General features: G+C 67.4%; 15 protein-coding genes. 10 read left to right on the plus strand and 5 right to left on the minus strand.

Features of this window, described 5'->3' with window-relative positions; all coding sequences use genetic code 11:
* The first annotated feature begins 242 nt into the window (after positions 1-242).
* Both ABIA73_RS00335 and ABIA73_RS00340 read left to right on the plus strand, forming a co-directional pair.
* A complete protein-coding gene (locus tag ABIA73_RS00335) occupies positions 243-2,969 on the plus strand; it encodes a TonB-dependent receptor plug domain-containing protein (protein ID WP_218787663.1) in 2,727 nt (908 codons plus the stop codon).
* Positions 2,970-3,078: 109 nt separating this feature from the next.
* Positions 3,079-3,711, plus strand: coding sequence for a hypothetical protein (locus tag ABIA73_RS00340; RefSeq protein WP_033831364.1), 633 nt, complete (start codon positions 3,079-3,081; stop codon positions 3,709-3,711).
* A 27-nt stretch (positions 3,712-3,738) separates the two neighbouring features.
* Here ABIA73_RS00340 and ABIA73_RS00345 read toward each other — a convergent pair whose 3' ends face one another.
* Entirely contained in the window at positions 3,739-4,380 is a 642-nt protein-coding gene (locus ABIA73_RS00345) for a hypothetical protein (RefSeq protein ID WP_354275224.1), read from the minus strand.
* Between the two features lie 184 nt (positions 4,381-4,564).
* Between ABIA73_RS00345 and ABIA73_RS00350 the strand changes: the two genes are divergently transcribed.
* Positions 4,565-5,725 carry an amidohydrolase family protein gene (locus ABIA73_RS00350; RefSeq protein ID WP_354275396.1) on the plus strand — a complete coding sequence of 387 codons (1,161 nt, stop codon included), beginning with the start codon at positions 4,565-4,567 and terminating at the stop codon, positions 5,723-5,725.
* Between the two features lie 456 nt (positions 5,726-6,181).
* On the opposite strand, the gene ABIA73_RS00355 is transcribed toward ABIA73_RS00350, so the two are convergent.
* Positions 6,182-7,063 (minus strand): LysR substrate-binding domain-containing protein, encoded by an 882-nt coding sequence (locus ABIA73_RS00355; RefSeq protein WP_032975274.1) that lies wholly within the window; start codon positions 7,061-7,063, stop codon positions 6,182-6,184.
* 94 nt (positions 7,064-7,157) lie between these two features.
* On the opposite strand from ABIA73_RS00355, the gene ABIA73_RS00360 reads away from it, so the two are divergent.
* Entirely contained in the window at positions 7,158-7,859 is a 702-nt protein-coding gene (locus ABIA73_RS00360) for an ankyrin repeat domain-containing protein (RefSeq protein WP_309909996.1), read from the plus strand.
* Positions 7,860-7,908: 49 nt separating this feature from the next.
* A complete protein-coding gene (locus tag ABIA73_RS00365) occupies positions 7,909-9,375 on the plus strand; it encodes an amidohydrolase family protein (protein WP_354275225.1) in 1,467 nt (488 codons plus the stop codon).
* A 15-nt stretch (positions 9,376-9,390) separates the two neighbouring features.
* On the opposite strand, the gene ABIA73_RS00370 is transcribed toward ABIA73_RS00365, so the two are convergent.
* Positions 9,391-10,320 carry a LysR family transcriptional regulator gene (locus tag ABIA73_RS00370; protein WP_354275226.1) on the minus strand — a complete coding sequence of 310 codons (930 nt, stop codon included), beginning with the start codon at positions 10,318-10,320 and terminating at the stop codon, positions 9,391-9,393.
* A 94-nt stretch (positions 10,321-10,414) separates the two neighbouring features.
* Here ABIA73_RS00370 and ABIA73_RS00375 point away from each other — a divergent pair, with 94 nt between their 5' ends.
* Positions 10,415-11,611 carry an MFS transporter gene (locus ABIA73_RS00375; protein WP_134832713.1) on the plus strand — a complete coding sequence of 399 codons (1,197 nt, stop codon included), beginning with the start codon at positions 10,415-10,417 and terminating at the stop codon, positions 11,609-11,611.
* A 612-nt stretch (positions 11,612-12,223) separates the two neighbouring features.
* On the opposite strand, the gene ABIA73_RS00380 is transcribed toward ABIA73_RS00375, so the two are convergent.
* Together ABIA73_RS00380 and ABIA73_RS00385 are read right to left on the minus strand one after the other, a co-directional pair.
* Positions 12,224-12,877, minus strand: a complete 654-nt coding sequence (locus ABIA73_RS00380; protein ID WP_032975280.1) for a response regulator — start codon at positions 12,875-12,877, stop codon at positions 12,224-12,226.
* Complete coding sequence (locus tag ABIA73_RS00385; protein ID WP_354275227.1) at positions 12,870-15,893, minus strand: sensor histidine kinase; 3,024 nt, start codon at positions 15,891-15,893, stop codon at positions 12,870-12,872. Before ABIA73_RS00385 ends, ABIA73_RS00380 begins: the two co-directional genes overlap by 8 nt.
* A gap of 104 nt (positions 15,894-15,997) precedes the next feature.
* Between ABIA73_RS00385 and ABIA73_RS00390 the strand changes: the two genes are divergently transcribed.
* The 4 genes from ABIA73_RS00390 (at position 15,998) to ABIA73_RS00405 (ending at position 17,906) form a co-directional block, all read left to right on the plus strand.
* Positions 15,998-16,330: a hypothetical protein gene (locus ABIA73_RS00390; RefSeq protein ID WP_032975282.1), complete on the plus strand. Its 333-nt coding sequence runs from the start codon at positions 15,998-16,000 to the stop codon at positions 16,328-16,330.
* Positions 16,331-16,408: 78 nt separating this feature from the next.
* Positions 16,409-16,825 (plus strand): helix-turn-helix domain-containing protein, encoded by a 417-nt coding sequence (locus ABIA73_RS00395; RefSeq protein WP_025878527.1) that lies wholly within the window; start codon positions 16,409-16,411, stop codon positions 16,823-16,825.
* On the plus strand, positions 16,822-17,478 hold the full coding sequence (locus ABIA73_RS00400) for a hydrolase (protein WP_033831352.1): 657 nt from the start codon (positions 16,822-16,824) through the stop codon (positions 17,476-17,478). Before ABIA73_RS00395 ends, ABIA73_RS00400 begins: the two co-directional genes overlap by 4 nt.
* 2 nt (positions 17,479-17,480) lie before the next feature.
* Positions 17,481-17,906 carry a DoxX family protein gene (locus tag ABIA73_RS00405; protein WP_025878529.1) on the plus strand — a complete coding sequence of 142 codons (426 nt, stop codon included), beginning with the start codon at positions 17,481-17,483 and terminating at the stop codon, positions 17,904-17,906.
* Positions 17,907-17,942 lie beyond the last annotated feature (36 nt).

Raw genomic sequence — 17,942 nt, forward strand, 5'->3', positions numbered from 1 at the left:
GAAGTAGGGAAATACCGGTTCATGGGGTGGGACGATGCCGCAGGCCGGCGAGGGGGAACAATGAAAGAAGTTGCAAATGCGGCGCGGTCGCTGGCTGCGGTCTGATTCGGTTCAGGCATAACGCCATCAAGCCTGGTCATTTCCGTTGCAACCATCCGTTCAGGACACTTTCGTTACGGGATCGTTATGCGCACACCGTCGCCAGCGCCCCGGACCACCCGCCCAACTCCCCCAGGAAGCCCATGTCCGCCTCTTCCCTGGCGCTGCGCCCGCGTCCGCTGGTGCTTGCCTTGTCGTCCCTGATGCTGGCCTCGTTGCCCGCCTTCGCGCAGGAAAGCGCACCCACCTCATTGCAGGAAGTGAAGGTCACCGGCTCGCGCATCCCGCGTGCCAGTGTCGAGGGACCGTCGCCGGTCACGGTGATCAGCCGCGAGCAGATCGATGCGCAGGGCTATCGCAATGCATTCGATGCGTTGAGCGCGCTCACCGAGAACACCGGCAACGTGCAGGGCGAGGACTTCGGCAATACCTTCACCCCGGCGGCGAACACCATCAACCTGCGTGGCCTGGGCCCGAACCGCACGCTGGTGCTGGTCAACGGCCGCCGCCAGGCCGACTATCCGCTGGCCTACGAAGGCTCGGTGAACGTGGTCAACCTGGCCAACATCCCCAGTGCGCTGATCGAGCGCATCGAGGTGCTGGCTGCAGGGGCGTCTGCGGTGTATGGCTCCGATGCCATCGCCGGCGTGGTCAACATCATCCTCAAGGACCGCTTCGACGGCGTGGACGTCAACGTGCGTGCCGGCGGCACCCAGCAGGGCGGTGGTGACAACCAGCGCGTGCAGGTGGTGGGAGGCAGCTCGGGCGACCGCTGGGAAGGCCTGTTCGGCTTCGAACTGGACGTGCGCAAGGCGATCCACGCGCGCCAGCGCGATTTCATGGATTCGCTGGACGATGACCCCACCGGCAAGGCGCCGCAGCCGACGGCCGTCGCCTATCGTCGCAATGCAGCCACCGGTCGCAACATCGATCCGGGCACCGCCGGCTGCGATGCGGCTTCGTCCATCTACGGTGGCAGCGTGCTGCGCGCCAACAACCCGCGCCAGGGCTGGTACTGCGGCAGCAACGAAGCCGCTGCCAGTTACTGGACCGTGCAGACCGAGAAGCGCAACCTCAACGGTTACGGCCTGCTGACCTTCCACGTCAACGACACCACCGACCTGTTTGCGGATGTCGCGCTGGGCAGCGCACGGATCAACAACAATACCCGTGCGCCCACCTGGACCTCGTCACGCAACTACTTCTACAACCAGAACACGGGCAACCTGGAGAGCTGGTACCGCCGCTTCGCGCCGGAGGAAATCGGCGGCCTGCCGCGCAATGCCAACCGCTTCCTGGAAAGCTCGTGGTCGTTCAACGTCGGTGCGCGGGGCCAGATCGGCGACAGCGGCTGGGACTACGAGGCCGTCTACAGCCGCTCACGCTACGAGAACCGCACGCGCCGCCCGGTGCTGCTGGCCGGCATCAACGAGTACCTGCTGGGCCCGCAGCTGGGCGTGCGCAACGGCGTGGAGGTCTATGCACCAGACCCTGCGCGCCTGTTCCAGCCATTGACGCCCGACGAGTACGGCCGCCTGTCCGACTACCAGGAAAGCCGCAATGCCGCGTGGCTGCAGACCTTCAGCGCGACGGTCAACGGCCGCCTGTTCGCGTTGCCCGGTGGCGATGCCGCATTGGCCGCGGTGGTCGAAGCGGGCAGCCAGGGCTACCGTAATCGCCCGGACCCGCGCCTGGGCACCGGCGAATTCTGGAACACCAGCGCCGGCATCGGTGCCGGTGGCGAACGTGACCGCTACGCGGCCGGTGTTGAACTGCAGCTGCCGTTGCTGCAGTCGCTGACCACCACCCTGGCAGGTCGCTACGACCAGTACCGCGCCGGCGGCGAGCATATCGGCAAGGCGACCTGGAGCTTCGGTGTCGAATTCCGTCCGATCGAAAGCCTGCTGATCCGCGGCACCGCGGCCACCAGCTTCCGTGCGCCGGACATGAACTATGTGTTCGCCACCGAGACCCGTGGCTACAACCCCGGCATGACCGACTACTGGCGCTGCCGCACCGCCGGCCAGTCCTATGACAACTGCGACTACAACGGCCTGTCGATCGACTACAGCAACCGCGCCAACCCGCAGCTGCAGCCCGAGTCGGCCAAGTCGTATGGCTTCGGCGTGGTCTGGTCGCCACTGTCCGGGCTGGATTTCAGCGCCGACTACTACGACATCCGCATCGACAACGAAGTGACCAGCCTCGACACCAGCCGCATCCTGCGTGATGAGGCCGATTGCCGGCTGGGCCGCACCCTCGGCGGCGAAACGCGCGACATCAGCTCGTCGCTGTGCCAGGACGCGCTGTCGCGGGTGATCCGCAACCCCTCCACTGCCACCGTGCAGCCGGACCAGGTGACCCGCGTACTGATCAACCCGATCAATGCGGCATCAGAGTCGGTGCGCGGCATCGACCTGAAGGGCAACTGGCGCTTCGATGCGGGCCGCTATGGCCGCTTCACCACGCGCTTGGCCTACACCCTGGTGCTGGAGCATGAGTACAAGCAGTTCGCCGATGACGAAGTGCGCGACATCCGCAATTCGCTGGATGACTACCAGTGGCGCAGCAAGGCCAATGGCAGCATCACCTGGAACCAGGGCGACTGGACCACGACGCTGTATGGCAACCGTTTCGGCTCGCTGCCCAAGACCGATGGCAGTGGCCGCATCGCACCGTACATGACCTACAACGCCAGCGTGTTCCGCCAGTTCGGCGAAAACCTGTCGGTGGGCGTGATCGTCAACAACCTGCGCGACAGCCGCCCGCCGGCAGACAAGAACGGTGGCGGTTGGCCGTTCTATCCGGTCGGCAACTACGACCCGTATGGCCGTCAGTTCTGGGTGCAGCTGGATTACCGGTTCCGTTAAGCGATGCAAAACGAAAGGCCCGGCATTGCCGGGCCTTTCTTTGTGTGGCACTTCGCTTCCAGCGCCATGCAATGGCATGCTCACCCGATCAGCAGGGAGGAAACAACGCATGGACGTTCGTCATCTGATGGTTGTGGTGCTCGCAGTCGCGGGCTGCAGCAGCAAAGAAGAAGCACCGGCAGCCGCTGCCCAGGATGCCACGATGGCGCCTGCCGACCGGGTTGAGGCAGCAACACGGATACGCGCTGCTGCAACATCCCTGCACACCGCTCCCGCTTCGCCCGGGTCTGCAGTCATTGCTGCGGCGGCCAAGCCAGCGGAAGGAACGTTCCTCACCGGCGAGCGCAGCCTGTTGAGTGAGGGGGCGATGTCCGTTGAACGATTCCATGCGGTGGTCGGTTCCAACAGAGCATTCGCACAGGCGGTCAGCCAATTCGAGCAGGATGCCGCACGCCAACCGGAAGCACAGGATCTGACCGGGCTGTACAGGTCAGCGGTGACTGCGGCGCTGGACGGGAATACGGACGTGGTCTCGTTCGCATGCGGCTATAGCTTGTGCCTCGGCGAGATCCGCAGCCGGACCGAAGACGGTTTCAGCGCCTGGGCGCGCTCCTTCGGGAAGGGCAACACGCCTCCCGTCTATGCATTCGCAACGGCCGAGTACACCCTGGGCCGGAACCTGCATTCGGGACGCTTCGTGTTCTCCACCGATCCGGCTGCCAACGGCATCACCACCCAGTAGGTCGAGACATGCCGGGCGGATGAAACGTTACGGCAGCGCCTGCACCAGGTACGACTCGATGACGTAGCTGAAAGGCTGCTGCTGGCGGTCGCGCAGCAGTGCGCGCACTTCCAGGATCACACCATGGTCGCCATCGCCGCGCGGCGGCCAGAACGTCTGGTCGGTCACGGTCTGGCGCTGGAAGCCGAGCGGACCGACCACGCGGCCGAACGGCTCGTCGGTCGTGTCCAGGACCTGGTTCATGGCCGGGCTGAGATGGTCGGGCAGGTACCAGTTGTCGGCCTCGGACAGCACGCGGCTGCCGCAGGCCAGCTGCACGCGCCGGTAACGCAGGGGCGTGGAGGCAGTGGCGCCCAGGGCCTGCAGCACGTCGGCCGGCGCGGTCTTGTCCTGGCCGTGCACACGCACGGCACGAACCCGGGCCTGCTCGGCCAAGCCGTGCTCGGCGCACCAGCTTTCCAGGGTGGCGGTGGCGCTCTGGCCGGTCAGCACGCGCTGGTGCAGTACCTCCACCAGCGCGGCGGAGGCAATCCGCTGCTGGCCCGGCGGCGCCTGCAGGGGCGCGCTGGCGTTGGCATCGGTGGCGGACAGGCTGGCGATCGGGGCAGCGGCCAGCAGGGACGCGGCCTGCCAGCGGCGAAGACGATCGTGGCGGTCGGACGGGCCCATGCGGCATCACAGCGGAAACAGGCGCCCATGTTACCCGTTCAGGCGTGTATCCGGCGTCCCTGCGGCGCACGGTCGCGGACGGGATTCATCGTGCCGGTGAATGCATGGCATGCAGATATTTCGTTGGCCGATGGACGCGGCGGCGGGCAGGATGGCGCCAGTGTTGGCTTTCCGGGAGAACCTGATGACCCTGCAGTTCGTCCATGGTGGCGTCGATCGCGACGGTGCCCCGCTGCATTTCCACATCCGTGATGGCCGGTTTGTCGGCATCAATGGCGACGATGCAGCAGCACAGGGAGCCGAAAGCGTCGATCTGACCGGTTTTACCGTGCTGACTGGACTGGTCGACGGCCATATCCACCTGGACAAGAGTTTCGTCGGCGACCGCTGGCATCCGCATCAGCCGGTGAACAGCCTGCGCGAGCGTCTGGCGGTGGAAAAAGCCGCGATTGCTACCGCCGCACCCATGGCCGATCGTGCCGAGGCCCTGATCCGCCAGTGCAGCGGATTCGGTACGGTGGCGATGCGGTGCCACGTTGACATCGATGGCAGCACCGGCCTGCGTCACTTGGAGGCGGTGCGTGAAGCGGCGCTGCGTTGTGCCGACATCATGCGCATCCAGTTGGTGGCGTTCCCACAGGCGGGCGTGATGTCGTGCCCGGGTACGGCGGCCATTCTGGAACAGGCGATTGCTGCCGGGGTGGAGGTGCTTGGAGGCATCGACCCGAGCACGCTGGACGGGGATGCCGAAGGCCAGCTTGCGTTGTTGTTCGGGCTGGCCGAGCGCTATGGCGTGCGTCTGGACATCCATCTGCACGAGCCGGGCGAGACCGGGCTGGCGCAGCTGCTGCGGATCGCCGCGCGCACACGCGCGGCGGGCCTGCAGGGCAGGGTGGCGGTCAGTCACGCCTATGCGCTGGGCGAGGTGCCGTTGGCGCGGGCGCTGCAGGTGGGTGAGGCCTTGGCTGCCGCAGGCGTAGCGATCATGAGCAATGCGCCGGGCGACCATCCGTTCCCGCCGCTGCGTGCTCTGCACGACGCCGGTGTGCGCGTGTTTGCCGGCAACGACAACATCCGCGACTGCTGGTGGCCCTATGGCAATGGCGACCTGCTGCAGCGGGCGATGCTGCTGGGCTATCGGTCGGGCTTCTACACCGATGCGGACCTGATGCTGGCGCTGGACATGGTCACCACCCATGCGGCGGAGGTGATCGGGTTGCCGCAGTACGGCATTGCAGAAGGTCGTCCGGCTACCTTCGTGGCGGTGCGTGCCGACCATGGCCCGGCGGCGGTGGCCGCAGTGCCGGCCGAGCGACGCGTGGTGGTCGACGGTCGTTGGCTGTAGCGGCCGGGCCGTGCCCGGTAGCACCTGGTAGTGCCGGCCGCTGGCCGGCAACTTCAACAGCAACAGCCGAAGCAACAGCCGAAGCAACAGCGGCATTCCGAGGTAGGGCGGTGCGGTGTCGGATTGTGGGGACGCCGCAAGTACGTCCCTGTAGGCTCAGCCGCGCCATCCATGGCGCGGATGCCCCGCAATCCGACACCGCCCCGCCTTCGACAGGTTCCCGCTGACCAGTAGATCCACGCCATGCGTGGATGAATCTCCATTGGAAATCGAATATCTCGAAAAGCATCCACGCGTGGCGTGGATCTACTGGTCGACCAAGGTCGACACCTGCCAAGAGCAGGCCATGCCACCCCGCCATCCCAAAGGAAACCAGCTGTTGCTGTTGCCGTTGCCGTTGAGGTTGCCGGCCAGCGGCCGGCACTACCAATGCGGTGCAGGGCGCAGCCCTGCCGACTATTCCGGCTCGCGCTGCACCTGTCGCCACAACTCGCTGGCCAGCGCACGCACCGCATCATCGGCATCGGCGCGATGCAGCAGGCCGATCTCGTAGTTGTCGACAAGGGGCAGGTCGCGCTGCCCATCGATGATGCGGTGTTCGCGGTTGACCGCGCGCCGTGGCAGCAGGCTGATGCCGATGCCGTCGGCCACCGCGCCCTGGATGCCGCTCAGCGAGGAACTGGTGAACGCGATGCGCCAGCGCAGGCCCAGCGCCTCGACGGCCTGGATCATCTCGTCGCGGTACAGCCCGCGCGGCGGGAAGGTGACCAGTGGCAGCGGGTCCTGCTGCAGGCTGCTGCTGCGCAGGCTGTCGATCCAATGCATCGGTTCGCGCCGGCAGTGCACGGCCTGGCGGGTGTTGCGACGCTGCTTGACCAGCACCAGGTCCAGCTCGCCATGGTCGAAGCCATGGGCCAGATCACGGCTGAGGCCGCTGCTGATTTCCAGCTTGACCTGCGGGTGGCGGCGACTGAAGGCGGCCAGCATACGCGTGGTCTGCGGGTTCACGAAGTCCTCCGGCACGCCGATGCGCACCGCAGTCTCCACGGTGGCGCCGGCCAAGGCCTGGGCCAGTTCCTCGTTCAGATCCAGCATGCGCCGGGCATAGCCCAGCAGGGTGTGCCCGGCGTCGGTGGGATGCACGTCGCGGTGGCCGCGTTCAAGCAGGCGGTGGCCGGCAAGCTCCTCCAGGCGGCGGATCTTCTGGCTGACCGTGGACTGGGTTGAATGCAGGCGGGTAGCCGCGGTGGTGAAGCTGCCACAGTCGGCGACCATCACCAGGGCCCGCAGCAGGTCCAGTTCGAACACTGTTCTATTCGATTTGGCACTGTCTTGCATTTGAACATTTCACTTCTGGATACCCGTGCCGACTTCTACCATGCAGGGCAGGGGCCGGCAATGGCCGGCGCCATTGCGCATAAGGAGAGTCACGATGCACCACCCTCGCTCCCGGCAGCGCCGTTCGCCATTGGCCCGCATGCTGCTGCTGTGCCTGCTGGCCATGGTCATCCCGGCGTGTACGGCGACTTCCCGAAGCGACGCCGATGCGCAGCTGCGCGATGCCGCCAGCCGCGGTGATGCCCGCGCCGTGCGCGAGGCACTGGATGCGGGTGCTGATCTGGAGGCGCGTGACGGCCAGGGCCGCACGGCCCTGCTGCTGGCCACCCACGGCAACAGCGTGGACGCGGCGCGGGAACTGATCGAGGCCGGTGCCGACGTCAATGCCAAGGACGCGATGCAGGACAGCGCGTACCTGTATGCCGGCGCGCGCGGCCTGGATGAGATCCTGGCGCTGACGCTCGCCCACGGTGCAGACCTGCGCAGCACCAACCGCTATGGCGGTACCGCGCTGATTCCTGCGGCCGAACGCGGCCACGTCGCCACCGTGCGTACGCTGCTGCGCGCCGGCGTGGCCGTGGATCATGTCAACCGCCTGCACTGGACTGCACTGCTGGAGGCGATCCTGCTTGGCGATGGCGGCCCGCGCCACGTGCAGATCGTACAGCTGCTGCTGGACGCTGGCGCCAACCCCGAGCTTGCCGATGGCGACGGCGTAACGCCGCTGGCGCATGCCAAGCAACGCGGCTACACCAACATCGAAACCCTGCTGCGCCAGCATGGCGCGACGCGCTGACACCCGCCCCTTCCACCCGCACGCTGCCGTGCCCACCAGGATGCCGTCCATGTTCCGTTCCCATCCGTTGTCCCTTGCCGTCCTTCTTGCCGTTGCACCGCTGTCGGCGTCTGCCGCCGAGCGCGCCGATCTGCTGATCCGCAACGCCACGGTGGTCGATGTCGAGCACGCACGCAGCGTGCCCGGGCAGAGCGTGGTCATCCGTGGCGAGGACATCGTCGCGGTCGGTCCCGATGCGCAGCTACGCAGCCAGTGGAGCGCCAGCCGGCAGATCGACGCCAAGGGCAAGTACCTGATTCCAGGCCTGTGGGACATGCACGTGCACTTCGGTGGTGGTCCGGCGCTGGTGGAAGAGAACAAGGCGCTGCTGCCGCTGTACATCGCTCATGGCATCACCACGATCCGCGATTGCTCCGGTGATCTTCCGCAGCAGGTACTGCAGTGGCGCGGCGACATCGCCAACGGCACGCTGTTCGGTCCGCGCCTGCTGACCTCCGGTGCGAAAATCGAAGGCATCAAGCCGGTCTGGAAGGGCACCATCGAAGTGGGCAGCAAGGCCGACGCGGACAAGGCGATCGAGCGCCTGCAGCACGACAAGGTCGACTTCGTGAAGATCACCGACAGCACGCTGACGCCGGAGCTGTTCCTGTACTCGGCCAGCGCGGCGCGCAAGGCGGGTCTCAAGGCCTCGGGCCACATTCCGATGGCGTTGACGGTGGAGCAGGCCGTGGATGCGGGCCTGGCCTCGATCGAGCATCTGGACTATGCCTTCAAGGCTGGCAGCAAGGACGAGGCGCAGATCGCGGCCGATTTCGGCGCCGGGCGCATCGATCGCGCCGAAGCCAACCGCCGGCTCGACGCCAGCTTCGATCGCGAAACCGCGCTGCATGCCTACCGTGATTTCGCCAAGCGTGGCGTATTCGTGACGCCGACCCTCAACGGTGGCCGCATCCTCGACTTCCTCGACCAGGACGACCACGCCAACGACCCGTATCTGGCCTATATCGGCCCGGGCCTGCGCGCGACCTACACCTGGCGCATCGAGCGCGCGGCCAAGGCCACCCCGGCGCAGATCGAGGCGCGCCATGCGCAGTACCACCAGGTGGCTGCGGTGCTGCCGCTGCTGCAGGAAGCGGGAGTGACGATCATTGCCGGTACCGATGCCGGCTTCCTCAATTCGTTCAACTACCCCGGCATCGGCCTGCACCAGGAACTGCAGCTGTTCGTGAAGGAAGGCCTGAGCGCACCGCAGGCGCTGTCGGCCGCCACCCGTTCGGGCCCCGCCTGGTTCGGCCAGATGCAGCGCTATGGCGGCGTCGCTACGGGCAAGGCGGCCGATCTGGTGTTGCTGACCGCCAACCCGTTGCAGGACATCGCTGCCACCGAAAAGATCGACAGCGTGATCCTGCGCGGTGATGTGTACGATCGCGCGGCGCTGGACAAGATGCTGGCCGACACCAAGGCAAAGGTCGCTGCATGGGATGCCGTGGCGAAGCAGGACCACGCTTCGCAGTGATGCGGCCGGTAGCGCCTAGCGCGGTGCCGGCCGCATGCCATGCAGCTGCGGCAGCGTGGTTTTCATCGCATCGATGAAGGCGCGCAGGCGCAGCGGTTGCTGTCGCGCGGCGGGGAACACCAGATGCACCGGCAGCGGTGGTGCCTGCCAGTCCGCTAAAAGCTGCACCAACCGACCTTCGGCCAGATCCTCGGCCACCAGCCAGGCCGACACCACTGCGGCTCCCAATCCCGCACGTGCGGCCTGCTGCACCACGAACAGGTTGTCACTCAGCAGGCGCGGCGTGATCGACAGCGTGTGCGCACGGCCCTGCGCATCGTGCAGCAGCAGACGTTCGCGGTAGTAGGTGACCAACGAGATCCACGGCAACGCCTGCGCCTGTTCGGGGGTGGTGATCGACTCCGCATCGGCCAGCGACGGTGCGGCCACGACAATGCGAGGTACTTCGGCCAGCGGCAGGGCAACCACGCGCGGTTCATCGACCGCGCCGACCCGCACCGCGCAGTCGATGCCTTCGGCGATGAAGTCCGGGCGGCGGTCCTCGAGGATCCACTCCAGGCTCAGTTGTGGATGCTGGGCCAGGAAGTCGAGCATGGTGGGCAGCAGCTGTGCCTGGCCGAACGCATGCGGCACCATCACCCGCAGGCGGCCGCTGAGCCTCTGTGTCTGCCCGTGCAGCTCGGCCTGCAGCGCTTCCCATTCGTCCACCACCCGCTGCGCATGGCGTTGGCAGCGCTGGCCGTCCTCGGTCAGCAGCAGGCCGTGGGTAGAGCGCTGCAGCAGGCGCAGGCCCAGTTGCCGTTCCAGGGCTTGAAGCCGACGGCTGACGGTGGGCTGGGTGGTGCCCAGCTGCACGGCGGCGGCCGAAAGGCTGCCGCTGTCGACGATGCGCAGGAAGGTACGCAGCAGGTCCAGGCGGTCGCCGCCCGATGCGGGATCGTTCATGCGTATGGCGTATGTAAAGTATGTTGTTTAGCCTACTACAGACGCCTCGCGAATGTAGGCACGCTAGGCTCCAATTCTCTCCCTGGTGCCTTCCATGCCCGCTCCCTCGCTCTCAACTGTCGTCTCTGCGCCACGCGCTGCGCCCGCCCCATCACTGGTGCTGGCCATGGCCGCCGGCGCGGGCTTTTCGGTGGCCTCGCTCTATTACAGCCAGCCGATGCTGGGCCTGATCGCGCAGGATCTGGCTGCGGGCGAGCGTGCCGTAGGCCTGGTGCCGACCCTGACCCAGCTGGGCTATGCGCTGGGCATCCTGCTGCTGGCTCCGTTGGGCGACCGCTTCGACCGGCGCAACCTGATCCTGCTGAAGTCGGTGCTGCTGGCGTTGGCCCTGGGGGCGGCCGCCTTGGCCGGCCAGTTGCCGGGGCTTCTTGTTGCCAGCCTGCTGGTGGGGCTGATGGCCACGCTGGCACAGGACATCGTGCCGGCCGCCGCGGTGCTGGCACCGGATGCGCAGCGCGGGCAGGTGGTGGGCAGGGTGATGACCGGCCTGCTGCTGGGCATCCTGCTGTCGCGCGTGGTCAGCGGCGTGGTGGCCGAAGCCTGGGGCTGGCGCGTGCAGTTCGGCCTCGCTGCGCTTTCGGTGCTGGCGATGGGGGCGGTGATGGCACGCGCACTGCCGCACTTCGCTGCGACCAGTACGCTGCGTTATCCGGCGCTGCTGGGTTCGTTGCTGGCGCTCTGGCGTGAGCAGCCGCAGCTGCGCCGCGCCGTGGCCAGCCAGTCGCTGCTGGCGGTGGGCTTCAGTGCGTTCTGGTCGACGCTGGCGCTGATGCTGCACGCACGGCTGGGCCTGGGCAGTGCCGCCGCGGGTGCGTTCGGCATTGCCGGTGCTGCGGGTGCATTGGCGGCACCGGTTGCCGGTCGTTTTGCAGATCGGTTGGGCAGCCCTGCAGTCGCGCGGTTGGCGATTGCCGTCGCCTTGGTTGGCTTTGCGCTGTTGCTGGTCGATGCGTGGCTGCCGGCCGTGGCGCTGCTGCCGTTGCTGGTGGTCAGCGCGCTGCTGTTCGACTTCGGTTTCCAGTCGGCGCTGGTCGCGCACCAGACCCTGGTCTACGGCCTGGTGCCGCCGGCGCGCAGTCGCCTCAATGCACTGCTGTTCACCGGCATGTTCATCGGCATGGCTGGCGGCGGTGCGTTGGGCAGCCTGGCGCTGGCGCAGTGGGGTTGGCACGGCGTGGCGTGGCTGGCGACGATCTGCGCCGGTGGCAGCCTGCTGATCCGTCTGCGTTGAGGGTGGTTCGGCAGGGCTGCGCCCTGCACCTGCTGTAGTGCCGGCCGCTGGCCGGCAACCTCAGCAACGGCAACGGCAACGGCAACGGCAACGGCAGAAGCTGGATTCCGTCGGGGGGCGGGGCGGTGTCGGATGGCGGGGACGCCGCAAGTACGTCCTTGTAGGCTTGGCAGCCGCATCCATGCGGCTGACACCCCGCAATCCGACACCGCCCCACCTTCGACAGTTTTCCGGTGTCTGATGGATCCATCCCATGCTGGATGAATCTCCATCAAAATCCAATATTTCGACAATTGAACGTAGAGCATCCACGCATGGCGTGGATCTACGTGTCGACCAAGGTCGACACCCACCAAGAGCAGACCATGACATTCCGACAGATCGCGGGAAATTGTCGGAGGCGGGGAGGGGACAGATGGCGGGGGCGTGAGCGCCATGGATGGCGCGACCGAGCTTACATGGACGTACTTGCAGCGTCCCCCGCCATCTGTCCCCTCCCCGCCATCCCAAGGAATGCAGGCTTTTGCTGTTGTTGTTGCTGTTGCTGTTGCTTCGGCTGTTGCTGTTGCTTCGGCCTCTGCGGGTGCAGGGCGCAGCCCTGCCGAAGACCCTTCACTCCTGACCGGTGTCATCCAGGCTGATGATTCCGCGACGCAGTGCCTGGGTTACTGCGTGCGTCCGGTCGCCAACGCCCAGTTTTTCCATCAGGCTCTTCATGTGTGCCTTCACCGTCTGCTCGGAAATCTGCATGCGTTCGCCGATGCGCTTGTTCGACAGGCCGCCGGCCACGTGGCGCAGTACTTCGGTTTCGCGTGGCGACAGCCGGTCTTCCACCACGTGCGCGGCGATGCTGGCCGCCACTTCCGCCGGTATCGGTGCGCGGCGGCCACTGGCCACGGTGCGGATGGTGGCCACCAGTTCGTGGCGCAGCATGTCCTTCAGCAGGTAGGCGCTGGCACCGGCCTGCAGCGCGCGCACGGCGCGCACGTCGCCGCGGTAGGTTGTCAGCACGATGATGCGTGCGCGGGGATCGATCGCACGGATCCGCACGATTGCTTCCACGCCGTCCATGCGTGGCATCTGCAGGTCCATCAGCACCACATCCGGGCGCAGCTGCTGGTAGCGGGCAAGGGCTTCCTCGCCGTCGGCTGCTTCGCCGAGCAGGCGCAGGTCGGCATGTGCGCCGAGCAGTGCGGCCAGGCCATCGCGCAACAGCGGATGGTCATCAACCACCAGCACGCCGATGGGAGGAAGGGATTCAGTCATGGGAGGTTCTGCTCCAGGGCCAACGCCAGCGCGATGGATGTCGGTGATACAAGCGACGCGCCGGCACGGACAGTGCGACTTCGGTACCCAGGCCGGGGCGTGTCCACAACTGCAGCTCCGCACCCAGCCGTTGTGCGCGCTCGCGCATGCCCTGCATGCCCCAGTGTCCGCCGCCGGCATTGTCATTGGCGATGCCGACGCCATCGTCGCGCACATGCAGCAGGAAGCAGCGCGTGCCGTAGGACAGTTCCACTTCGATGGCACTGGCCTGCGCATGCCGCAGCGCGTTGCGGATGGCCTCGCGCCCGATCAGGAACACTTCCTCGGCGGCTTCGGCCTGCAGCGGCGGCGGGGTGCCTTCCATGGTCAAGCGCAGTGGATTGGTGCCTTGGCCTGCATATTCGGCATGCACGTCGGCCAGTGCAGAGGCGAGATCGCGGCCGGCAAACGGTGCGTCGCGCAGCGCGTTGACCCGTTCCCGGCCTTCGGCCAGATTGCGCTCGGCCAGCAGCATCGCCGATTCCAGCTGGGTGCGTACCGGCTCTGGTGTCTGTGCCGACTGGCTGATGGCGTGCAGGCGCAGGATGAGTCCCTGGCTGCCCTGCAGCAGGGTGTCGTGCAGATCGCGCGCAATGCGCTCGCGCTCGCCGTTGCGTTCCTGCAGGCGGGCGCGGAACAATGCCGCCAGCTGCCGGCTGCGGACCCGCACGGCCAGCGCCAGCGCAGCCATCACCACGCAGACGCACAACAGTTTGAACCAGGCGGTCTGCAGGAACGTCGGTGCGATGTGGAAGCTGCGGCTGGCTGGCGTGCTGCTCCAGATGCCATCTTCGTTGGCTGCTTCCACCTCGAAGCGGTAATGGCCCGGTGCGAGGTTGGTGTAATAGGCGCGCGTGCTCGCGCCGGCCTCCTGCCAAGCGTCGTCCACGCCGGACAGTCGGTAGCGGTAGCGGTTGCGCTCCGGCCGCGCCAGCGACAGCGCGACATAGTCGATCTGCAGCTGGGTAGTGCCGGCCGGCAGGCGCAGTCCCTCCTGCAACGGGGCCTGGGTACTGCCATACAGCACGTCACCGATGCGCACGCCAGGCGCCATGGTGTTGATGTGCGACTGCCGCGTGTCCAGCCACGCCAGGCCTTGATTGGTGGCAAGCCACAGCAGGCCATCAGCCGCCAGTACCGCAGTGGGGATGGGGCCGCTCTGCAGGGCGATGCCCGGCATGCCGTCAACCGCGTCGAACAGGCGGGGAGCTATCGCCTGGTCGTTGCGCAGCGCGCTGCGCAGGGTGGCAACCTGCAGCCGCACCAGGCCGCGGCTGCCGTTGAGCCAGAGCAGCCCGTTCGCATCGGCGACCATGCCGGTGATGCCTTCCAGCACGCCGGCCATGTCGGTGCGCACCGGCAGGAAGCGGCCGTTGCCGGAACGCGCGGCCAGGCCGGCCTCGCCGGCGACCAGCAGCAGATCCTTGTGCTGCAGCAACGCGGTTACCGGGCCTACCGACAGTCCTTCGGCGGCGCCGAAGGTGTTGACCGTGCCGCCGTGCAGGCGGCGCAGGGTGCCATCGGCGTAGCCCAGCAGCAGCGCACCGTCATCGGTACGCGCCAGCGACGAACAGGCCTGCTCGGGAAGCCGGGTTTCGCGACGCCAGCGGTTGTCCGTGTAGTGCAGCACCGCGCGCTCGCCGGCGCAGGCCCAGGCCTGGTCCGCATCGGCAAACAGCAGGGCGTGCAGTGGCTGCCCGGTGAATGGTGCCGGCAGCGGTATGAGGGTGGTGTGGCCGCTGACGGTGCGCGCCAGATTGATCCAGTCGAACTGCCATACCGGAGTGGGTGCCTGCCGTGCCGCGGCCTGCAGCTGCGCAGCGCTGCCGCCCAGCAGCGGACGACGCAGGTCGAACAGCTTCAGGTCTTCGCCATAGCCATACACCCGGCCATCACTGGCGCGTACCAATGACCGGTACGGATCGGTAGGGCCCACGGACAAGGTCTGCACGCTGTGCGCACGGAAGCGGTTGAGGCCGAGGTTGGTGCCTACCCAGATGTTGCCTTCGCGATCGGCAAGGACCGGCACTGCCGACGTCGCGGTAAGGCCCTGCGCGGCATCGAAGCGCTCCATGCGCACAGCCTGTTGGCCGTCGAAGGTGACCCGGGCCACGCCACCGTGCGGGCTGAGCGTGGCCCACAGGGCCCCGTCGGCCGTGAACTGCAGGCGCGAGGCGACCAGCCCGGGCAGCCGCCGTGCTTCACGTTCCTCTGCGGGCAACAGGCCATGCGCGTTGGCCAGCGGCGACGTGCCGCGCACGCGGTCGGCCAGCCAGATTTCGCCGCGCGGGCTCTCAACCAGCGAGGCCATCTGCGAGACCGCGATGCCGGTGGCTTCGAAGCGGGCCGCGCCAGGAGGGCGACGCCATATCTGCAGGTCCGCCAGCACCCAGAACGTGCCGTGGCGGTCCTGCAGCACCCATTGCACGCGTCTCTGCGGCAGGCCGAAGGAAGCCGGCGGCTGCTGCCAGCGACGTCCATCGAACCAGCGCAGGCCGCCATTGACGGCAGCCCACAGGCGGCCGTTGCGGTCATGCGCGAAGCGGGGGACCACACCCACCGGCACGCCCTGCGGGCGGCCGAAGCTGCGCAGGCGTTCCTGCGTGAACTGGCTGATGCCTGCCTGGAAGTAGCCGATCCACAGGCCACCATCGCCGCCATCGAGGCCGAGGGTGACCATGTTGGTGGAGGGAAAACGGGTGCCCGCCGGTGCGGCCTGCCGCTCGAAACGCCGGCCGTCGAAGCGGTACAGGCCCGAACCCGTCGCCAGCCACAACATGCCCTGGCGGTCCTGGACGATATCCCAGATATCCCCCGGGGCGCCCTGGCCGACGCGCCAGGCGGTGTGCTGATAGCCGGGCATGCCATCGCTCACTGCGGGTTGCTGCACGGCGAAGACGGGCAGGGCAGTCAACAACAGCAGGCACGACAGCAGCGCCGGCAGGCGACGCAGGAAGGGGAAGGGGCGGCCACGCATGCGGTCATTCTGGCAGGTGCGGGGCAGGCCGGGGTGACCCGTTCGGGGTAGGCGTACCGCTTCGGTGTCCGCTATCACGCCGTGATGGATGACGGAGCCCGGCGATGCAGCGCTTGTATGTGATGTTCCCTGATCGCGGCCCCGGACTGGGATTGCTGTGGCTGCGCCTGTGCGTGGCAGGAGGGCTGTTGGCGGGTGGAAGTCCGGCCGGTGTGCCGGGACTGATGTGCCTGGCGGCGATCGGCCTGCTGCTGCCTGGGCTGCTGACCCCGCTGGCGGTGCTGCTGGCGGTGCCGGGGTTGTACGGGCAGGGCGCGGCGCTGCCCTGGCTGCTGCTGCCGTTGGCCCTGCTCATGCTGGGGCCGGGCGCGTATTCGCTGGATGCGCGGTTGTTCGGCCGCCGCCTGCTGCAGCGCCGGCCTCCCCCGAATGGGTGAGCGCCGGCCTCGACCGACGGGGGTAGGGCGATTGCAGCCGGCGGCACACCATGGGTGCTCCCGTCGCGGCGCTCCTTCATGGCTACCGTCCAGCCTCCTGCCCTGTCCGCAACCACGTTGGCACCGCACCAGTCGGCTGCCCTGCAGCGTGCGCTGCGCTACATCGACGAGCACCTGTCGCAGCCGCTGCGGGTGACCGAGCTGGCTGCCGTTGCCTGCGTAAGCCGGTTCCATCTGGTGCGGTTGTTCCGCATGGGTACCGGCGCCAGTCCGCTGCGCTACGTGCGCCGTCGGCGCATCGAACGCGCCACGCAGCTGCTGCCGACGGCCGCGCAGTCGATGACCTGCCTGGCCCAGCATCTTGGCTTCTTCGACCAGAGCCACTTCGTCCGCAGCTTCCGCGCCGAGACCGGCTGCAGTCCCGGCCAGTACCTGGCCGATGGCGCGGCACGTTCCCAGCCCCCTGTTGTTTCCTCCACCGGAGTCCACCCATGAGCCTCGCCACCGCCACCCCCGCCAAAGCACTGCTGTCACCGGCCGACCACGCCCTGATACTGATCGACTACCAGTCGCAGATGGCATTTGCCACCCACACCATCGACATCTCCGCGCTGCGCAACAACGTGTCGTTGATCAGCAAGGGCGCCAAGGGTTTCAAGGTGCCGGTGGTGCTGACCACGGTGGCCGAGAAGTCGTTCTCCGGCCCGATGTTCCCGGAGCTGCCGGCGATCTTCCCCGGCCAGGCGGTGTTCGATCGCACGTCGATGAACACCTGGGAAGACCAGCCGGTGATCGATGAGGTGAACCGCATCGGCAAGCGTCGGCTGGTGCTCGCCGGCTTGTGGACCAGTGTGTGCATCGTCGGCCCGGCGCTGTCGGCGCTGGAGCAGGGATTTGAGGTCTACGTGATCACCGATGCCTGCGGCGATGTGAGCGAAGAGGCGCACGAACGTGCGATCGCCCGCATGGTGCAGGCCGGTGCCGTGCCGATCACCAGCGTGCAGTACCTGCTGGAACTGCAGCGCGACTGGGCGCGTGCTGAAACCTACGACCTGACCACCGGCATCGCCCGTGACCATGCGGGTGGCTATGGCGTCGGCATCCAGTACGCCAAGACCATGTTCGGCGCGCAGGAAGGCGGGCACTGAGCGTGCGCGATGGCCATGGCCTCGACCTGGCCTTGTTGATCCTGCGGGTGGCGGCGGGAGGATTCCTGCTGCCGCATGCGCTGGGCAAGTTGTTCGGCTGGTTCAACGGACCGGGTCTGGCAGGTTTTGCCGGCGAACTGCGTGGCTTCGGTCTGCCGTCGTCGGCGCCGCTGCCACTGCTGCTGGCGCTGCTGCAGGTGGTGGCCGGTAGCGCTGTGATGCTGGGCTGGCAGGCCCGGATCGCCGCGCTTGTCGCCGCCGCCTTCATCGCCTTCACCGCCCTGCTGGCGCTGCGCAACGGGTGGTTCTGGATGCGCGGCGGTGCCGAGTATCCGTTGTTGTGGACGCTGGCACTGCTGGCCATCGCCCTGGCCGGGCCCGGTGCATGGGCGGTGGATGGCCTGCTTCTTTCTGGAGACATCGCGTGAACAACGAACCTCTCGATCCTGGCCGCCGCAATGTGG

The sequence above is a fragment of the Stenotrophomonas sp. 2694 genome (genome assembly GCF_040548715.1).
Taxonomy (GTDB): Bacteria; Pseudomonadota; Gammaproteobacteria; order Xanthomonadales; family Xanthomonadaceae; genus Stenotrophomonas; species Stenotrophomonas indicatrix.